General features: G+C 64.4%; 14 protein-coding genes. 4 read left to right on the forward strand and 10 right to left on the reverse strand.

Going from position 1 to position 18296, the window contains the following annotated elements; translation table 11 throughout:
• Positions 1-56 precede the first annotated feature (56 nt).
• The 4 genes from infB to rimP form a co-directional block, all read right to left on the reverse strand.
• Complete coding sequence (gene infB, locus IW252_RS02920; protein WP_196835201.1) at positions 57-2819, reverse strand: translation initiation factor IF-2; 2763 nt, start codon at positions 2817-2819, stop codon at positions 57-59.
• A 158-nt stretch (positions 2820-2977) separates the two neighbouring features.
• Positions 2978-3307 carry a YlxR family protein gene (locus IW252_RS02925; protein WP_331271413.1) on the reverse strand — a complete coding sequence of 110 codons (330 nt, stop codon included), beginning with the start codon at positions 3305-3307 and terminating at the stop codon, positions 2978-2980.
• 136 nt (positions 3308-3443) lie between these two features.
• Positions 3444-4424 (reverse strand): transcription termination factor NusA, encoded by a 981-nt coding sequence (nusA, locus tag IW252_RS02930; RefSeq protein ID WP_196835203.1) that lies wholly within the window; start codon positions 4422-4424, stop codon positions 3444-3446.
• Between the two features lies 1 nt (position 4425).
• Positions 4426-5001: a ribosome maturation factor RimP gene (gene rimP, locus IW252_RS02935; RefSeq protein WP_231366155.1), complete on the reverse strand. Its 576-nt coding sequence runs from the start codon at positions 4999-5001 to the stop codon at positions 4426-4428.
• A gap of 103 nt (positions 5002-5104) precedes the next feature.
• Between rimP and IW252_RS02940 the strand changes: the two genes are divergently transcribed.
• Positions 5105-6139 (forward strand): hypothetical protein, encoded by a 1035-nt coding sequence (locus IW252_RS02940; protein ID WP_196835204.1) that lies wholly within the window; start codon positions 5105-5107, stop codon positions 6137-6139.
• Here the strand turns inward: IW252_RS02940 and IW252_RS02945 are convergent.
• Positions 6136-6966: a sulfite exporter TauE/SafE family protein gene (locus tag IW252_RS02945; protein WP_331271415.1), complete on the reverse strand. Its 831-nt coding sequence runs from the start codon at positions 6964-6966 to the stop codon at positions 6136-6138. The genes IW252_RS02940 and IW252_RS02945 overlap by 4 nt on opposite strands.
• A gap of 1 nt (position 6967) precedes the next feature.
• Positions 6968-8767 (reverse strand): proline--tRNA ligase, encoded by a 1800-nt coding sequence (locus IW252_RS02950; RefSeq protein ID WP_196835205.1) that lies wholly within the window; start codon positions 8765-8767, stop codon positions 6968-6970.
• 150 nt (positions 8768-8917) lie between these two features.
• Between IW252_RS02950 and IW252_RS02955 the strand changes: the two genes are divergently transcribed.
• Together IW252_RS02955 and IW252_RS02960 are read left to right on the forward strand one after the other, a co-directional pair.
• On the forward strand, positions 8918-10078 hold the full coding sequence (locus IW252_RS02955; protein WP_196835206.1) for a benzoate/H(+) symporter BenE family transporter: 1161 nt from the start codon (positions 8918-8920) through the stop codon (positions 10076-10078).
• A 60-nt stretch (positions 10079-10138) separates the two neighbouring features.
• Complete coding sequence (locus IW252_RS02960) at positions 10139-10564, forward strand: hypothetical protein (RefSeq protein ID WP_196835207.1); 426 nt, start codon at positions 10139-10141, stop codon at positions 10562-10564.
• 24 nt (positions 10565-10588) lie between these two features.
• On the opposite strand, the gene IW252_RS02965 is transcribed toward IW252_RS02960, so the two are convergent.
• Positions 10589-11443: an AraC family transcriptional regulator gene (locus tag IW252_RS02965; protein WP_196835208.1), complete on the reverse strand. Its 855-nt coding sequence runs from the start codon at positions 11441-11443 to the stop codon at positions 10589-10591.
• A 379-nt stretch (positions 11444-11822) separates the two neighbouring features.
• On the opposite strand from IW252_RS02965, the gene IW252_RS02970 reads away from it, so the two are divergent.
• Positions 11823-13070, forward strand: coding sequence for a hypothetical protein (locus IW252_RS02970; protein ID WP_196835209.1), 1248 nt, complete (start codon positions 11823-11825; stop codon positions 13068-13070).
• Positions 13071-13160: 90 nt separating this feature from the next.
• Here IW252_RS02970 and IW252_RS02975 read toward each other — a convergent pair whose 3' ends face one another.
• From IW252_RS02975 to IW252_RS02985, 3 genes are all read right to left on the reverse strand, one after another.
• Positions 13161-16610: a DEAD/DEAH box helicase family protein gene (locus IW252_RS02975; protein WP_196835210.1), complete on the reverse strand. Its 3450-nt coding sequence runs from the start codon at positions 16608-16610 to the stop codon at positions 13161-13163.
• Between the two features lie 79 nt (positions 16611-16689).
• Positions 16690-17424 (reverse strand): hypothetical protein, encoded by a 735-nt coding sequence (locus IW252_RS02980; protein ID WP_196835211.1) that lies wholly within the window; start codon positions 17422-17424, stop codon positions 16690-16692.
• Complete coding sequence (locus tag IW252_RS02985; RefSeq protein ID WP_196835212.1) at positions 17408-18295, reverse strand: HipA domain-containing protein; 888 nt, start codon at positions 18293-18295, stop codon at positions 17408-17410. The genes IW252_RS02980 and IW252_RS02985 overlap by 17 nt, the downstream gene beginning before the upstream one ends.
• Position 18296 lies beyond the last annotated feature (1 nt).

Consider the following 18296-nt stretch of genomic DNA (forward strand, 5'->3'; position numbering starts at 1 on the left):
CGACGACGGCGGGCACCGTGGTCACGGTACCCGCCGTCGTCTGCTGCGTGCGCCGGTTAGACGCGCGGCTTCTCCTGCATCTCGAAGGTCTCGATGATGTCGCCTTCCTTGATGTCGTTGAACGCGCCGAGCCCGATACCGCACTCGTAGCCTTCGCGGACCTCGGTGGCGTCATCCTTGAAGCGCTTGAGCGACTCAATGCTGAGCTTCTCCGCGACCACCTTGCCGTCACGCACCAGGCGAGCCTTGGCGTTACGGCGCATGATGCCCGACCGGACGATCGAACCGGCGATGTTGCCCCACTTGGAGGAGCGGAAGACCTCGCGGATCTCCGCCGTGCCCAACTGGACTTCCTCGTATTCCGGCTTGAGCATGCCCTTGAGCGCATTCTCAATGTCGTCGAGGGCCGCGTAGATGACAGAGTAGAAGCGCATATCGACGCCCTCCTTGTCGGCCAGCTCCTGCACGCGCTCCGCCGGGCGGACGTTGAAGCCGATGATGATCGCGTCATCGACGGTCGCCAGGTTGACGTCGTTCTGCGTGATGGCGCCGACGCCGCGGTGGATGACGCGCAGCTGCACTTCCTCGCCGACGTCGATCTTGAGCAGCGAGTCCTCGAGCGCCTCGACCGCACCGGAGACATCGCCCTTGAGGATGAGGTTGAGGGTGTCAATCTTGCCCTCAGCCACAGCCTGGTCGAAGTCTTCCAGCGTGATGCGCTTGCGGCGCTTGGCGAGCTGTGCGTTGCGGTCAGCGGCTTCGCGCTTCTCCGCGATCTGGCGCGCGGTGCGCTCGTCCTCGGTGGCGAGGAACGTGTCACCGGCGCGCGGGACCGTCGAGAGGCCGAGGACCTGAACCGGACGCGACGGCAGAGCCACATCCATGGCCTCGCCGTTCTCGTTGAACATGGCGCGGACGCGTCCGTGGCCGTGGCCGGCCACGATCGTGTCACCAACGGCCAGCGTGCCGGACTGGACGAGAACGGTCGCGACGGCGCCGCGGCCCTTATCCAAGTTGGCCTCGATCGCAATACCGCGAGCGTTCTTGTCCGGGTTGGCGCGCAGATCCAGCGCCGCATCGGCTGTCAGCAGGACGGCCTCGAGAAGATCGTCGATACCGTCGCCCTTGAGCGCGGAAACCGCGATGAACATCGTGTCGCCGCCGTAGTCCTCCGGAACCAGACCGTATTCGGCGAGCTGGCCCTTGACCTTCTCCGGGTTGGCGCCTTCCTTATCCATCTTGTTGACGGCGACCACGACGGGAACCTCGGCTGCCAAGGCGTGGTTAAGCGCCTCAACGGTCTGCGGCATGACGCCGTCGTCCGCGGCCACCACCAGCACGGCGATGTCCGTCACCTTCGCACCACGAGCACGCATAGCCGTGAAGGCCTCGTGACCCGGGGTATCAATGAAGGTGATCGCGCGATCTTGGCCCTCGTGCTCGGCGTGGACCTGGTACGCACCGATGTGCTGGGTGATGCCGCCGGCCTCGCCCTCGATGACGTTGGAGCGACGGATCGCATCCAACAGGCGGGTCTTGCCGTGGTCGACGTGACCCATGACCGTGATCACTGGCGGACGAGCCTCGAGCATGTCGTCGGTCTCGGCCTCGGCCTCGCCCTCAATGTCGATATCGAAGGACTCGAGCAGCTCCCGCTCCTCGTCCTCCGGCGAGACGACCTCGACCTTGTAGCCGAGCTCCTCGCCGAGCAACTCGAACGTGGTCTCATCCAGCGACTGGGTCGCCGTCGCCATCTCGCCCAACGTCATCAGGACCGTCACGAGCGCAGCCGGGTTGGCATTGATCTTCTCTGCGAAGTCAGCCACCGATGCACCGCGGCGCAGGCGCACGACCGTGTTGCCATCGCCCTTGGGGACGGTCACGCCGCCAAACTGGCGCTCGCGCTGCTGCTCAAATTCCTGACGCTTGGCGCGCTTCGACTTGCGCTGCTTGCCGCGCGAACCGCCCTTACCGAAGGCACCTGCCGTGCCGCCGCGGCCACGACCGCCGCCGCCACGGAATCCGCCGGGGCCTCCGCCCGGACGGCCGGGGCCGCCACCGCCGGGTCGACCACCGGCACCGGGGCGTCCGCCGCCGGGTGCCGGCTTGGCCGGACGCTGGGCTGGCATCATGTTCGGGTTGGGGCGCGGGGCACCGCCGCCGCTACCTCCCGGCCGGGGCGCGCCCGGACGCGGGCCACCCTGTCCGGGTGCGGGACGAGGACCGCCCTGCCCCGGTGCCGGACGCGGACCGCCCTGACCGGCACCCTGGCGGGCCGGTCCGCGACCGCCCTCACCGCGGCCTGCGTCACGCGAACGCATGCCCTGCGACGAGGAGTACGGGTTGTTGCCGGGGCGCGGGCCACCGCGGCGGCCACCTTCGCCACGTCCGCCGTCGCGGGAGCGCATGCCCTGCGAGGAGGCGTAGGGGTTGTTGCCGGGGCGCGGCGCGCCCGGCTTCGGGGCCGGCTTGGGGCCGGGCTTGGGGGCACCGGGCTTCGGAGCCTCGGCCTGTGCAGCCGGCTTGGGGGCCTCGGCGGCCGGGGCCGGCTTGGGGGCCTCAGCTGCCGGCTTCGGGGCCGGCTTGGGGCCGGGCTTGGGAGCGGACTTGGCAGCAGACGGCTTGGCCGCCGGCTTGTCCGACTTCTGCTCGCCGCCACCCGCGTTGGGGTAGGCGCTGCGGAGCTTCTTCACCACGGGGGGCTCGATGGTCGAGGAGGCGGAGCGAACGAACTCGCCCATCTCCTGCAACTTTGCGAGGGCTTCCTTTGAAGGAATGCCGAGCTCTTTGGCGAGCTCGTGTACGCGGACCTTGGGCACTTTTCTCCTGTCTCGGTCCGCCCCACTCGCACAGTGCTAGGGATGGACCGTCATGTTCTTACGTCTGCGGTGTCCGCCGTGGGACGGCACACCTGCTACGGCGCATAACTTCTGTTTCATAGCTAGGCGCTCATCGCTTACCACTCATCGGGTTTCCATCAGTCTTCTGACCCGCTTTCAGGTTGAACGTTTGCTTCGGCGCGTCCGCAAGTCGCGAACGCGTCGATGGCCGCGTGCATCACCGACTCATCCGGCGTCGGCACCGGGGCACGAAAGGCCCGGGCGAACGCCCGCTTCTTGACGATGATGGCGGCACACTCCGGCTGCGGATGCATCCAAGCACCCCGACCGGACTTGCGCCGAGCGGGATCGGGGACAACGGTGAAGGGTGTTGTTTCCCGATCCAGGACCCAGCGCAGCAGCGCAGCCTGGTCATCAACACGACGGCATCCAATGCACGTCCGTTGCGGGCTGTGGTGCTCGCTCACGTGACGCTCCATCTGATCAATTCCGTCCGGCTGACGCCAAACCACCAACCAGTCTACCGCGAATGCGCAACTCGGGCCCCTCCCCTGCCGCCTCGGCGGGGCGAAACGCCGGCCGATCCCGCCGAGCCCCCGCGGCCTATCGTCCGGCTGCCGCCTGAGCATCGGAGACGATGTCAATACGCCAACCGGTCAACTTCGCCGCGAGTCGGGCGTTCTGCCCCTCCTTGCCGATGGCCAGCGATAGCTGGCTCTCGGGGACGATGACGCGCGCTTGACGCGACGCCTCATCCACAATCGTGACCGAGGACACCTTGGACGGGGACAGCGCCGAGCCGATGAACGTCGCCGGATCCTCGCTGAAGTCAACAATGTCGATCTTCTCGTCATTCAGATCATTCATCACCGCGCGCACGCGGGTGCCCATCTCGCCGATGCAGGCTCCCTTGGCATTAATGCCAGCCTTGGTGGCGTGGACGGCGATCTTGCTGCGGTGCCCCGCCTCACGGGCCACGGCGATGATGCTCACGGAACCATCCGCGATCTCGGGAACCTCGAGCTTGAACAGCTCTTTGACGAGGTTCGGGTGCGTCCGCGAGAGCGTGACTGATGGCCCCTTGGTGCCCTTGGTCACCGAGGTGACGTAGGCGCGCAGACGGCCTCCGTGCGGGTAGGACTCGCCTGGAACCTGCTCGGGAGGAGGCAGGAGGGCCTCGATCTCGCCGAGGTCCACCTGCACCATGTGCGGATTGTTGCCCTGCTGAATCTGGCCGGAGACCAATTGGCCCTCGCGGCCCTTGAAGCGACCCAGCACCTTGTCATCCTCGGCGTCGCGCAGACGCTGCATGATGACCTGACGCGCCGTCGATGCCGCAACGCGTCCGAAGCCCTCCGGGGTGTCGTCAAACTGCCCGACGACGGTGCCGTCCTTTTCGATCTCGTCCGCCCAAATCGTCACGTGGCCGCTCTTGGGGTCCATTTCGGCGCGGGCGCGAGAGAAGGCTCCGGGGGTCTTGTGGTAAGCGGCCAGAAGGGCCTGCTCGATGGTCGGGATGACCTGCTCCAGCTCGACCCCCCGCTCACTGACCAAGAGGCGCAGCGCGCTCATATCGATATCCATCTCAGGCCTCCTCGTTGCTGTCGAGAATCGTCTCGGCGCCCGGGTCTGGGCGATTAAATTCCACTTCTACCTTGCCGTGAACGACCTGCTCGAACGGCAGGCTCACGGGATCGCCGGGCTTGGGCTTCATGCCCTTCTTGGGCTGGATCTCCGGCACCAACACCACGCCACCGTCCGTGACCTCACGGAGGCGTCCGGTGACGTTGTCCGCGCCGGCGATCCTGGCGGTCACCATACGGCCCAGATTCCGGCGCCAGTGGCGCGGCTCGGTCAGCGGGCGACTCACGCCGAACGAGGACACCTCGAGATCGTAGGGGGCCTCGGAGTCCTGCGGGTCCTGATCAAGGGCGCGGGAGACGGACTCAGAGACCTCGGCGATCGTGTCCAGGTCGACGCCGTCTGTACCGGTTTCACGATCAACCACCACGTGCACCACGCGGTGCGTTCCCGACCGGCGCAGCTCGACTTCCTCGAGGATCAGGCCGTGGGAGGCAACCGTGGGCCTCAGGTACTCCGTGAGGCGGTCCGCCTCTGGTTGGGCGTTCTCCGGCGTGCCGGGCATCAGTTCCTCCCACATATTCGATGTTGTGGCCACCAGACTATCGACTCGACACGCTTTTCGCTTGCTGGGCACCTCTGGTGGCGCGCAAACGGCTCTGCCCCGTGGGATGATCGACGTGATGAGCCAGCATGCCCGCCACACCGCAACCCGTCCACCACGGCGCCCGCCGTGGTGGCGGCGAACGGCCCGTGGACTGCGCCAAATCGTGGTTCTGACTCTTCTCGCGGCCATCGTCGTCGCGCTCGGGACCACGGTGTCCACACTGCCGCCTGAACGCCGCGCCGCCGATGCGGCGACGGGCGAGGGCCAACGCCCTCGTGTTGAAGAACACGTTGAGCTCGTCGCCGAACGCGTGGCCCAGGAGACACCGGAGGCTCTGCCCGACGCCATCGCGCGGGCCCTCGAGCGCCATCCGCACTTGATCGGCCCCCCAGAACGGACTGAGCCGTGGTTCGAGGCGTTGCCATCGCCCGTGTCCACTGACTCGCCCGACGGCGATGAGGAAGCGGCCCCCTTACCAGAGGTGCTCGAGCTCGCCACGCGCGAGACGTTAACGCGGGCACTGAACGTCACGGTGGACCCCGAGGCCCGCGATGCCACCGGAACGGCCGTGCCCGCCGAGCGCCTGCGCACGCTCGTCGCCGTCGGGTTAGAGCAGTGGCAGGCGCTCGCTCACGTCGATCCGGACGCCGCAGCGGCCGTGCGTGAAGATCTCCTCGCGGCGGACGCGCAACCAGACGACGTCGGCACCGCTGACGAGCGGGCCTGCGGCGCCCTCGAACAGGCGGCCGCGACCGCCTACGAGCTGGCCTACCTCTACGAGTACACCGCGGTGCGCACGGGCACCGATCGCGACGACGACGACGCCGACGGGACGTGGCGGTGGCGGGCTGCCGCCGCCCGGGCCACCACCGGCGACCACCTGGCTGCCCTCTTGCCCACGGGCTGCACGGCGCTGCGCAGCCCGGCTTATCCCGCGCCCGCCGACTCGGCGCTCGCGGACCGCGCCAGCGCCCTAGAGGGCCGCTGGGCGCTCGAGCTGCGCGAGGCCGCTGCGGCTGTTCACCCGGCCGCGCGGGCGGCCCTCATGGAACAGGCCCTGACCGCCGCGGGCGAGACGTGGGTTGGTTTCGCCAGGGCCGAGTTCGATTAGGCCGCGAAGTCGGCCACGACGTCGTACCCCAAGCGCGCGATGAGCACGGTCACGACGATCAGGAAGATCACGCGGATGAACTTGCTGCCCTTGCTGATGGCCATCCGGGCGCCCACGTACCCGCCCACCATGTTCGCGAGGCCGAGAACGAGCCCCAGTCCCCACAAGAGGTGGCCGCTCGGCAGAAAGAACGCGAGCGCACCAAGGTTCGTCGCCATGTTGACGAGCTTGGCCTTGGCCGAGGATTCGAGAAAGTTGTAGCCGAGGAACACCACGAGGGCGATGATCAGGAAGGACCCAGTCCCCGGACCCAAGAGGCCGTCGTAGAAACCGATGATGAGGCCAATGAGCGCGGCGACCGCGTGATGGCGGCGCCCGCTGTGGCGGAGCTGGGTCAACTCCCCCACGGTCGGCTTGACCGCGGTGAAAATGGCCACCGCCACGAGCGCGGCGACGATGACCGGCTTGATCACCTCGGCCGGCAGGACCGCCGCGATCATGGCGCCGCCGAAGCTTCCGGCGAGCGCGATCAGCGCCATCGGAATCGCCGTGCGCAGGTCCGGATGGACCCGCCGGTAGTACGTCACGGCGCTCGTGGTGGTGCCAAAGATGGAGCCCATCTTGTTGGTGGCCAGCGCCTGGACGGGCGTGATGCCGGGCACCAGCAAGAGGGCCGGTAACTGCACCAATCCGCCGCCGCCGACCACCGCGTCGACCCAGCCCGCGGCGAACCCTACGACGATGATGAGCAGCAGGGTTCCGAGCTGGATGGCCTCCAGCCCGGAACCCGTCAGCCACCCGTACGCATCGGGCGCGAACAGCTCCACGTTAGCCGCGGACGATGCCGGCCACGTGGTCGACGACGTCCGCGACGGCGACGTTCTCCCGCTCGCCGGTGGCGCGATCCTTAACCTCGATCTGGCCGTCGGCGAAGCCACGGCCTACGACGACGACTGTCGGGATGCCGATGAGCTCGGCGTCACCAAACTTCACGCCGGCGGAGACCTTGGGGCGGTCGTCGTAAAGCACCTCAACGCCGCGGGATTCGAGGTCGGCGACGATCTTCTCCGCCCCCTCGATCAGCTCATCGCCCTTGCCCGTGACAAGCACGTGCACGTCCGCGGGAGCGACGCTGCGCGGCCAGATGAGCCCCTGATCGTCGTGGTAGTGCTCAGCGATCGCGGCGACCGCGCGGGTGACGCCGATGCCGTAGGAGCCCATCGTGACCGTGGCTTGCTTGCCGTTGGCATCCAAGACCCGAAGATGCAGAGCCTCGGCGTACTTCCGGCCGAGCTGGAAGATGTGCCCGAGTTCAATGCCACGGGCGGTCTGCAGCGGCCCGGAACCGTCCGGCGCCTCGTCGCCCTCCCGGACTTCGCACGCCTCGATAGTCCCGTCCCACGTGAAGTCACGTCCGGCCACCAGCCCGAAGACGTGCTGGCCGCGAACGTTGGCGCCGGTAATCCACGTCGTACCGGAAACGACGCGCGGATCGACGAGGTACGTCAGCCCCGTGGCGCCCTCGCTACCGAGGACCTGGTGATCCAGCCCCAGCCCGGGGCCCATGTACCCCTTGACCAGGAGCGGGTGGGAGCGCAGGTCCTCGTCGCTGGCCTGCTCCACCGAGACCTCACCGCTGATCTCCATCAGCAGGCCAATATTCGCCTGAACCCGCTTCAGATCCACTCCGCGATCCCCGGGGACTCCCACGATGACGACCTGCCGGGCCCCGGACGGGTGCACGATGGTGAGCGCGACGTTCTTCAGGGTGTCCGCAGCGGTCCACTGACCGTCCTCGCGAGGTGCGATCTCATTCGCGGCGTCGACCAGCGTGGCGATCGTCGGCGTATTCGGGGTGTGCCGGACTTGGAAGGAGGCCGCGTCGTCGTACGGGATCTCCTCCGGCACCACGGTGCTGACGGCCTCCACGTTGGCCGCGTACCCGCCGGCGGAGCGCACGAACGTGTCCTCGCCAATCGGCGTGGGGTGCAGGAACTCCTCGGAGGTAGAGCCGCCCATGGCCCCGGCCGTCGCGGCCACGGGAACCACTTCGAGGCCGAGGCGCTCGAAAATCTTGAGGTAGGCGGCGCGGTGCTTCTGGTAGGCCTCCTCCAGCCCCTCATCGTCGATGGTGAAGGAGTAGGAATCCTTCATGACGAACTCGCGGCCGCGCAGCAGACCGGCCCGCGGGCGGGCCTCATCGCGGTACTTCTGCTGGATCTGGTACAGGTAAACCGGCAGATCCTTGTACGAGTTGTAGAGGTCCTTCACCAGCAGGGTGAACATTTCCTCGTGTGTGGGGGCCAGCAGGTAATCCGCGTCCTTGCGGTCCTGCAGGCGGAACAGGCCCTCGCCGTACTCTTCCCACCGGCCCGTGGCCTCGTACGGCTCACGCGGCAGTAGGGCTGGGAAGGACACTTCCTGGCCGCCAATCGCGTTCATTTCCTCCCGCACAATGGCCTCAACCTTGGCCAGGACCTTCAGCCCCATGGGCAGCCACGTGTAAATGCCGGGTGCGGCGCGGCGGATGTAACCGGCGCGCATTAGGAGCTGATGACTTGCGACTTCGGCGTCTGCGGGGTTGTCCCGGAGCGTGCGCAAGAACAGGGTGGAAAGGCGAAGTGCCACTAGCGTTCCGATCGACGTTGTTTCAGTTCAAACCTCACTCCCGCGTGCAGCGGTATGTAGTCCCCCTACTCTAGCGTCATCAACCGTGTTATTGCGCCTCGATTCCGCTTCGCCCGGTGGGGCCAACTAGGCTCATTCTCCGTGCGCGCTATGTTGAGGTTTTCGCAGCCCATCACCGCCGGCGTGATGGCCGCGGTGACCGGCTTCGCGTCGTCGTTCGCGATTGTCCTCGCCGGCCTCAGCGCAGTCGGTGCCAGCGCAACCCAACTCACCTCGGCGCTTCTGGCCGTGTGCCTGCTCAACGGCGTTCTGGCCATGGCGCTCAGCTGGGCTACACGCCTGCCGCTCTCCTTCGCCTGGTCCACGCCGGGAGCCGCGCTTCTGGCCACGGCGGGCGCGGTGACGGACCAGTTCGACGCCGCCGTGGGCGCCCTCATCGTGACCGCGGCCCTGATCGTGGTCACCGGGTGTTGGCCCGCGCTCGGCCGGCTGGTCGGCCGGATTCCGGCCTCGATCGCGGCGGCCATGCTGGCCGGAATCCTCTTCCCGATCTGCCTCGCCCCGGTGACCGCGTCGCTCGAGTTGCCCGCCTACGCCCTGCCGATCGTCGTCGTGTGGTTGGCGGCCCGCCGGTGGGCTCCACGCGCCGCGGTCCCGGCGGCGATGCTGGCCACGGCTGTCGCCGTGGCGGTTTACGCCTGGGGTACGACGCCGCCGCCCGCCTCCGCGCTGCTGCCGCGCCTCGAGTTCGTGGCGCCGGCGTGGGATCCGGCCGTGATCGTGGCCCTCTCCGTTCCGCTGTACATCGTGACGATGGCCGGGCAGAACCTGCCCGGATTCACCGTGTTGACCACGTTCGGGTACCGCCAGCCCGTGGCCACCCCGGTGCTGCTGTCCTCGGGCGCGGCCAGCGGCGTCGGCGCCCTGTTCGCGGCACCGACCGTGAATTTGGCGGCGCTGTCGGCGGCGATCGTCGCGGGGCCGGAAGCCGGCGAGGAGCGCGATCACCGCTGGATCGCCGCGTTCACCGGTGGCGCCACCTATGTGGTGCTCGGGCTGGCCGCGCCGTTCGCCACCCTGCTCGTCGAGGCGGCACCGGAGTCGCTCATTCAGGCGGCCGCCGGGCTGGCCCTCATGACGGCCATGCTGAACGCAGTCTCCACTGCGTTTGAGCGGGAGGACCAGCGGCTCGTCGCGCTCGGCACGTTCCTCGTCGTCGCCTCCGGCCTGACGATCGCGGGCATCGGCTCGGCGTTCTGGGGCCTGCTGGCCGGCGGGGCCCTCCTTCTCACGCTCCCCCGCCGGCGCTAGGCTCGCTGCAATACGTCAATTGGCCGGCAAAGCAGCCGTCACAAGGTCGAGGGGATCCAGATGAGCAGCCAGACCCACCAGTCAGTGAGCAACACGGGCAATGAACACACAGAGTCCGCGTCTCACGACACGCTGAAAGCCAGCGCCGCGTTCGTCATCTGGGGCATCGTGTTGCTGGTCGTCTCACCGTTGGCGGGACTCCCGTTGTACTCCGCGCTGCTCTACACGGGCTTCCGCTACATCGACGCGGGAGCCCTCGGCTTCATGGGATTCGTGTCCGTCGCGGGCACGATCGTAGGGCTCGTCCTCTTGCTGATCGGCATTTACCGGGCCCTGACCGCAGTGCATGTCGGGGCCCGGGAGGCGGCACGCGCGAGCGGTCGGCTCATCACCGGACCTCAGCGCGACGCCGCCCCGGAAGAACGGCTCGACGACCCCAATCCCGCCCCCAAACCGGAGTCAACCATCATCGTCCGCCGAGACTAGACGCGGGCCGGGTTCATTGCCTGCCTACTCAGGCTCGATGGGGATCCAAAGCCGCGCGGTCCCCTGGGCGCTGCCCGGCTCCAGGTCCGCGGTCATGAGCTGCGGCCCCGGCGCCCAGCGGTAGGGGTTGGACGGGAACCATTCGGTAGCCGCGTCCGCCCAGAGCTGCTGTGCGACCTGCGGCATCTGCCCCTCGGCTTCAAAGACCACCCACGTGCCGGCCGGCAGGTGCAGTTCCTCGAATTCCACCGGGGTGTCCTGAGTGGTCGCGGCCGCGCGCCAGTAGTCGACGTCGCTCCCCTCCGTGGCGTCCGGCTGGTTCCCGGCCGTCACGGACAGCAGCCCGCGCGGTTCGACGTCGTTCAGCGCCGCCATCCGTTCGCGCACCTCGGCAGGAATCGAGCGCTCGAAGTCGATGATGGCCTGGTTCGGGCCGGAATACACCACGGGAACGGTGGCCCGGAGGCCGACGAGTGTGGTGGCTGGCAAGTCAACGATGCGATGGTTCATCGGCGTCGTCCCTTCTACTCGGAGATGAAATGAGAGACGAGACTGGGACGCCAGGCTGGCACCGGGTTCGCGGGCCTGGGCCGGCGAGATCCCGTGGACGGCGCGGAAGGCCCGCGTGAACGCCTCGGCCGAGGTGTACCCGTACCGGATGGCGACGTCGAGGATGCCGTCCCCGCGCAGGATGTCCGCGGCCGCTACGGTCATGCGGCGGCGCCGAACGTATTCGGACACCGGCATGCCGGACAGCGTGGAGAACATTCGCCGGAAGTGGTATTCGCTGGTCATCGCCGCGCGGGCGACGTCGGCCATGTTCAGTTCCTCGGTGAGGTTGGCTTCGATCAGCTCGAGTGCGTCGTTCCACAAGTGCACGCTCGCGCCCCTTTCTCTCGAATCCAACCTACGAGTCGGCTGGCACCACCCGCCCGACAATCCGTGCCCGAAATCGTCGGCTCATCGGGTGCCGGTACACGGCGGTAAAGACTTAACTCGCGTGGCCTTCAAGAGAGGGCTCGCTGAAGCGTTCCATCACGCCACGGCAATACCAGCAGCGACCAGACTGGTGAGCCATTCGGCACTTCGATGGCCTTGTTTGCCTGCCCATGCCGAACTCATACGAGCAGCACTCTCCTACACATCCGCAGCCCCCCGCCTCGATGATCTACCAATCTATGGACACCTCTGGCTATTGTAGACAAACTGTTACCGCTCATACACGACGCCTTCAACCACAAAGCTACAGGGGAATAGCATGACCTGGGAAGACCAACATCGCGATCATAGCCTTTGGTCATCAGTAAACAAAGCCTTGCAAATAATCGCCAAATATCCAGCGAATAAGATGGATGATAATCTATACAGACTAAGTTCGCTACTTAATGAGATAAGCTCACACGCCAACGTCCCTCACCCAGCACTTACATCAGAACATTTGAGTCAGGTTCAGACCTTAGTCGATAGAACTGTCGAACTATTAGACGCTAACCCAGCAGCGATCTTTGCGCTGCAAGCCAACCGACAGCCAGTCCCATTTACCCAACTGGCAGCCCATATCCGAACTTGGCCTACCACCGGAAAGGCGCGTCTAAACGGACTTGGAAACCGAGCTGAGCGGATCGAACGGGAATTCGCGAAGCTTTCTTCAGAAACTGATTCACAACTCAAGACCCTTAGGGCGCGTGTAGCAAAAATTCGCGAAAGCGCTTTAGCCTCCCTGCAGGTATATAAAGCCGACTCTGAACAACAACTGGATTCCCATGTCAAATCCATCGAGGATAAACTTGATGAACTCAAAAAAGATATTTCCAACATTAGACAACTGTCGAGCGACACGAACGAAACGATCGGACAGCAAAAAACACGCTTAGATACGGCACTAAACACATACCAAGAGTCCTTCGCCAAGTCTCAGGACGAGCGGGCCACAGAGTGGGACGAAGTCCTTAAGCATCACGAACTTGAAGCTAATCGCCACTTGACTCAGATGGAGGACTACGAGACCCAATCAAGAAACGTCCTCCAAGAAATTGGAATTAATGCCACAGCTTCCGACTATGGAAACTATGCGAACAATCAGTCAGAAGCCGCAGATCGCTGGCGCAATGGAGCCGTGTGGGCACTATCCATCGCGGCCTTTCTTTTCGTAGTGGCTGCTGCCCTCCCAATTTTAGGTTTTGGAAACGATCTCCAGTGGTGGCAGGCCATACTCCAGAAATTTGGCGCCCCAGGCGGCGCCGCTGCCGTAGGTTATATGTTGCTCCGCGAATCAGCGCAGCACCGAAAAGAAGAGCGCAGTTCACGGCAAGTAGAACTAACACTAACGGCGCTCGAACCCTTCATCGTCAACCTGCCAGAAACACAGCAAGAGAGAATCCGCGTCGAAACCGCTCAAAGAATTTTTGCTCAGGGTCATGTCCTGCGAGACTCTTCCGGCAGCGGTTCAATAAAGGGCGACGATTCAGCCACCCGTCCTGTCAACGATAGAGATCATGGCAACTAATTATTCTCAACACTTGGCAGTCGACATTTCATCTGCCATCAATAAATGGCAATGAAATAAAGGAGTTATTAGCGAATGTTCAAATAATAACTAGCTGGCATGACCTTCAAGGGTGGGCCCACTGAAGCGCTCCATCACGCCGCGGAAGTCGTAAAGCGTGCTCTCGTCGAACAGCACGAGCGGATCCTCGGCGATGTCCGTGTAGGGCGGCTCAAAGAGCATGTCCAAGGTCATGCGGCCCGTTTTGGTGAGGTGGTCCACCATCATGCTGAGCATCTGTTGCTGGCGCGTATTGAGCAGGCTTCCGGACAGCAGCTCCGCGAAGGACTCACGGACTGCTTCCTTCTCCAGCCCCACCAACGACTTCACGAAAGTCGGCAGGTCCTGGCCCGCGATCTCGTCGAGCTTCTCGGCAGGAACCTTGCCGTCCTCCAGCACCAAGGCTTCCAGCGCTTCAAGATCCTGATCGGTCAGTGGCTTACCGCGGCGGAGCTTCTGCACCGCAAGGTGATCGAGGTGCCGCTGCAAGTGAGCTTGAATGTGCAGGCGGTAGTTTTCGACGTCGATGCTCGGCGTCGTGATCTCGCCATCCGTCACGCCGATCAGCGTGTCTTCAAAATCCGAATAGACGGGCTTACGCTTGGCCTTCTCCAACACGTGAATGAGTCCGCGCAGACTCACCCTGACCTGCTCCAGCCAGGCCGGGTCTTGTCCAGCCCACGCGTCCGCCGTCTCCTCGACCTCGAGGATCGCTTCGATCAGGTGTCGATGCTTCGCGATCGATGCTTCATGCACTCGCTCGGCCAACGCGCCGGCCAAGAGCTTGAGCTGCTTGCCCACCTTGAGTGCCGTGTCGCCGTCGTGCGTCAGCACGGCCAGCTGCAGGTTGAGGGTCAGGAGATCAAAGCGCCGGGCTTCCTGGCTGTCGTCCGTCGGCAGCGTTTCCATGAGCCCGGAGAGTTCGGCGTCCGTTTCGACTTCGTCGACGTCGCCAAAGTCTTCCCACGCCTGACGCTGCGAGTATTTTTCGACGGCGGCCAGGTGCGGCCGGATCAGGAAATTATTGCGTTCCAGCCGGGAGACTTGGCCATGCAACGTGGTCCGCAGGTTCTCGATGTAGTCGGCGTGATAGCCAGCGTGAGTCGCGGCGATGAGCGTGCGTGCCCGCGCGCTAAACATCCGGGCGGCCAGCGACGGCGTTAGGCGTCCTTCCGGTGCGTCTCCCCCGGCATTGAAGAAGTCCACGTTCCCGCAGACGTCAAAGATGATGAAGTCTTCCTTATCCTGGCCGGGACCATAGAGGTCCGGGCGGAGGCGGGTTCCGCGTCCCACCATCTGCCAGAACTTGGTCCGGGACTTCACGTCCTTGAAGAACACCAGGTTCACCACGTCCGGCACGTCCACACCGGTATCCAGCATGTCCACGCTGATGGAGATCTGCGGGCGCTTGTCCGGATCGCTAAAGGCGTCGATCAGCATCTGGTTGTGCTTAACGCTGTGCGTGATGACGCGAGCGAAGTCCCCGCCGTGGTGCGGGTAGTTGCGGTCAAACCGTTCCTTGATGAATTCGGCGTGAACCTGATTCTTGGCGAAGATGATCGTCTTACCGATCTCATCCCCGCCGGAGACGTGCCGTCCTTCGGACATCAACACGCCGAGGACTTTGTCCACGGTGTCGGCGTTGAAGAGCCACTTGTTGAGGTGAACGGACTCGACGGCGTCGGGGATGTCCCCATCCTCGCTCCATTCGAACGAATCCCAGTCGGCCCGTTCGTCCTCACTCAACTCGGCGTAGCGAACCCCGCGCTGCATGAATCCGAGCTCAATGTTGCGGATCTTGTGCGGGACCAAATAGCCGTCGTCGACGGCCTGCTCCAACGAGTAGGCGCTGGTCGGCTTGCCGCTCTCGAGTTCAAACAGCCCGTAGGTGTTCTTGTCGATTTCATCGCGGGGCGTGGCGGTCAGGCCCACCAAGTAGGAGTCGAAATAATCGAAGATCCGCTTGTACTTTTGGTACACGGACCGGTGGGCCTCATCGATGATCACCAGGTCGTAGTATCCGACTCCGCGCCAATCTTCCCCTGTCGCCCGCCCCTCAGTGGAGTCGGCGATGATGTTCATCATCGTTGGGTACGTGGCTAGGTGAAGCCGGGAGCCCGCGGCGTCGTCGTTGCCAACCCCGAGCCGTGCCGGCGAGGACCCCGGCAACAATTGCCCGAAGACCTTCTTGGCCTGGTTCACCAAGGCATTGCGGTCCGCGAGGAAGAGGACTCGCTTGGCCCACCGGTAGTCGGTCAACAGTTTGGTGAGTGCGACGACGGTGCGCGTCTTGCCAGTGCCGGTCGCCATCACGAGGAGCGCCTTGCGACGCCGCGCCTGCAGTGTCTCGGCGACAGCGCGGATGGCCTCCTGCTGGTAGGGCCGGTCGGCGATGCCGGTCGGGAGCGGCGCATGGGCGAGGTCCCGCCGGCCGGTGCGGCGGGCGATCATGAGTTCGAGTTCGTCGCGCGTGTGGAAACCAAGCACGCGGCGGGACGGATAACCATCGGGGCGCCCGCCGGTGATGCCGAATACGGCGTCGTCCCAGAGCCAGTGCTCGTACCCGTTGGAGTAGTAGATCAGCGGGCGGCGGCCAAACAGTTTTTCGAGCGCTTCCGCATAGTAGCGCGCCTGTTCTTCGCCGCTCTTGGGGCTGGCCGCGGCCTTCTTTGCTTCGACGACGGCGAGTGGACGCCCGTCTTCCCCCCAGAGGACGTAGTCGGCGTAGCCAACGCCGTCCTTGCTGCCGAGCCCGGGCGGCAGGCCGGTGACTTTGAATTCGCGGACGCGCGAGTCGTCGGGGTTCCAGCCGGCTTCACGCAGCTGGAGGTCGATATAGACGCGGGTGGCGGCCTCGTCCATCTCGCCGAGGTCGATCTCGGGAATCTCCCGCTCGGCGTTAGCGGCTTTAATTCGCTCGAGTTCTGCGCGCGCGGCGTCTAGTTCCGCCTGGAGCTTGTCATTCTCGGCTTCTGCGGCTTCGAGTTCCGCGGCCATCTGGGCGACTTCGGCTTGGCTCTTGGCCGGTTCTCGCGGTTCGGCGGGCTGGGGCCGGAAGCGCTCGAGGTCCAGACGTGCGGCACTGGTGACGCGGCTGGCGTCACTGCGTGCGTAGGTGTGAGCTACCCAGATCGCAGCACGAAAGAGACCCGTCAGACCGGCGGCTGCAGCGGGGAGCGCGACGGATGCCTGACTGTGCACAGCGGTGTTGCCAATCTTCCGGACAGAGTGCATCTGGTCGCGGACGGCATCGGGTACGTGTCGCTGGAAGGTGCCGGCGTTGAGGCGGTTGTTGAGGTCGTCCTTGAGCGGCTTCTCGAGCGTCGCGTCGTACTGGTACATCCAACCAACCAGCTGCTCGAGCGCACGCCGTGCGTACATGAGGCTGACGCGGGGGTCGCGATACGCAAAGAATTCAGCCCGGTAGGCCTGGTCGGCGATGGCCGGCCACTGATCCTTCAGGAACCCGAAGTTGGATTCGGGTTGGGTCCCTTGCGCCACGTAGCTCCCCTAACGTTGCGGCGTGTGCAGCTCGTCACTGCCAGTCAGCCTACCTTTTCCCGCTCCAACTTCGCGGTGCTCAGAATCGCCATTCGTAGGCGAGCAGGATCTGCTGGTGGAATTCGGGCAGCGACGGATTAATGTGGGCAACGCGCACTGAAGGGTCTCCCTTCAGTGCACCGAGCATGCGGATGTACTCCACGAGTGGCCATGGGAGGTACCCCAGCTGCACTCCGCCAGCCGTCAAGACTGCACGAGCCTCGTCGTGGACCACATTGTCGATTTCGTGCCGAATCTGAAGCGAGTCGCCTATATTGAGCCCTCCTGAGCGCACGAGCTGAAGACCTTCTGTCTGATGCCTCAACCCATGTAGAGGAGTTGTTCCGGTAATCGTCCGCCGAGCAAGGTCAACCTCGGGCACTGCGAGCAGCTCGAAGTGATCAGTCAGGCGCCGCCCGAAGGTACGGCCAAGAATGTGGATGTCGGAGGCATCGTCGGGAAGCCCCATTGACTGAAGCCACTCCCCTCGATCATCACGTCGAAGCGACATGAGCCGAGAGGAAAACACAGGAAACAGGACATCGGATCGATAGTGTCGGTGAAGATCGGGGAAGCCCGGAATCATACGGAATTCATCGGACTTGTCGACACCTTTGAAGTACTGGAACGTATAGTCCTCAGCCGAGTGCTTCTCTAGGACGCCCATGAGGAAGTAGCGACGAGTCTCGGGATTCTGCCAGGTCACGAGCAACGATGCTGGCTCGCCCGTCGGTAGCCGTGATTCGACGTTTCGAACGTTATGCTGCGTCAGCATCAAGGCACCTCCTAAAATTCTCTCTTAACAACCCTTGTGCAAGTTTAGCGCCCTCGCCCGTGAGTCCGCTGGACGCCACCAGGTCGAGGAGCGAGTCGATGCCCGCCGCCCGCAGCCGGCCCTTCCACTCACCTGTCACTCGCGGAGCCCAGCCAGCCGAGAAATGATCAGCGAAGTCCAACAAGCTAACCTTCTTGCCTCCTTCAAACCGTCGTGCTGTCGCTTTCCTCACGAATGCACGTAGATTTTCGTGAGAATCAAGCACCCTCTCGCGCGCCTTATCTCGGGTGGTGATCCCTAATGAGGTCGCGTGATCAAAAGACTCAGCTAAACGAGCACGCGCGTGGAGACTAGTTATGAGAGCCCAATTCCGACTATGTCTATCAGTATTACCGATAAGTGCGTCAAAGTAGAGGTACAGAGAAAATGCCTCTACGGCTGTCCCGTCAAATCCACCCGGAGCCGAAACGAGTTTCAAAGCTTGGGCTAGGCTATGAGGAGAGTGACCGATACTATCCTTGTCATATGGGTCAAATCGCTCATTGAAAAACCCCATCAAAACCTGCCCTTCGACCAGCTCCTCTCCCGCGTTTCGATCAACTAGGGTGCGCACGAGTGCACCACGTTTCCCATCACGAACACCGTGCATGGCCATTGCCGCGGGAACGTTCAGCACACGCGCGATCCGACTTGCTGCAACTTCAGATGCAGCTTCATCCTCGGAGCGGTTTGAACGGCGTTCCTTGAAAAGCCAGTGCCGACCTTCACCATCGTCTAGCCATAGCTTGACTGAGTCACCACTAGATTCATCCCATGCAACTGTCCAAGCAGAAGCATCCGTTACGGACGCATCCACCTCGCCATCAGTCATG

This window comes from Zhihengliuella flava (assembly GCF_015751895.1).
Classification (GTDB): Bacteria; Actinomycetota; Actinomycetes; order Actinomycetales; family Micrococcaceae; genus Zhihengliuella; species Zhihengliuella flava.

What these genes read in the sequence shown, in the direction of transcription:
- IW252_RS02940 (WP_196835204.1), top strand. Translation starts at nt 5,105, where the DNA reads ATGAGCCAGCATGCCCGCCACACCGCAACCCGTCCACCACGGCGCCCG.
- IW252_RS02960 (WP_196835207.1), top strand. Translation starts at nt 10,139, where the DNA reads ATGAGCAGCCAGACCCACCAGTCAGTGAGCAACACGGGCAATGAACAC.
- IW252_RS02985 (WP_196835212.1), bottom strand. Translation starts at nt 18,295, where the DNA reads ATGACTGATGGCGAGGTGGATGCGTCCGTAACGGATGCTTCTGCTTGG.
- IW252_RS02970 (WP_196835209.1), top strand. Translation starts at nt 11,823, where the DNA reads ATGACCTGGGAAGACCAACATCGCGATCATAGCCTTTGGTCATCAGTA.
- IW252_RS02955 (WP_196835206.1), top strand. Translation starts at nt 8,918, where the DNA reads ATGTTGAGGTTTTCGCAGCCCATCACCGCCGGCGTGATGGCCGCGGTG.
- nusA (WP_196835203.1), bottom strand. Translation starts at nt 4,424, where the DNA reads ATGGATATCGATATGAGCGCGCTGCGCCTCTTGGTCAGTGAGCGGGGG.
- IW252_RS02980 (WP_196835211.1), bottom strand. Translation starts at nt 17,424, where the DNA reads ATGCTGACGCAGCATAACGTTCGAAACGTCGAATCACGGCTACCGACG.
- rimP (WP_231366155.1), bottom strand. Translation starts at nt 5,001, where the DNA reads ATGTGGGAGGAACTGATGCCCGGCACGCCGGAGAACGCCCAACCAGAG.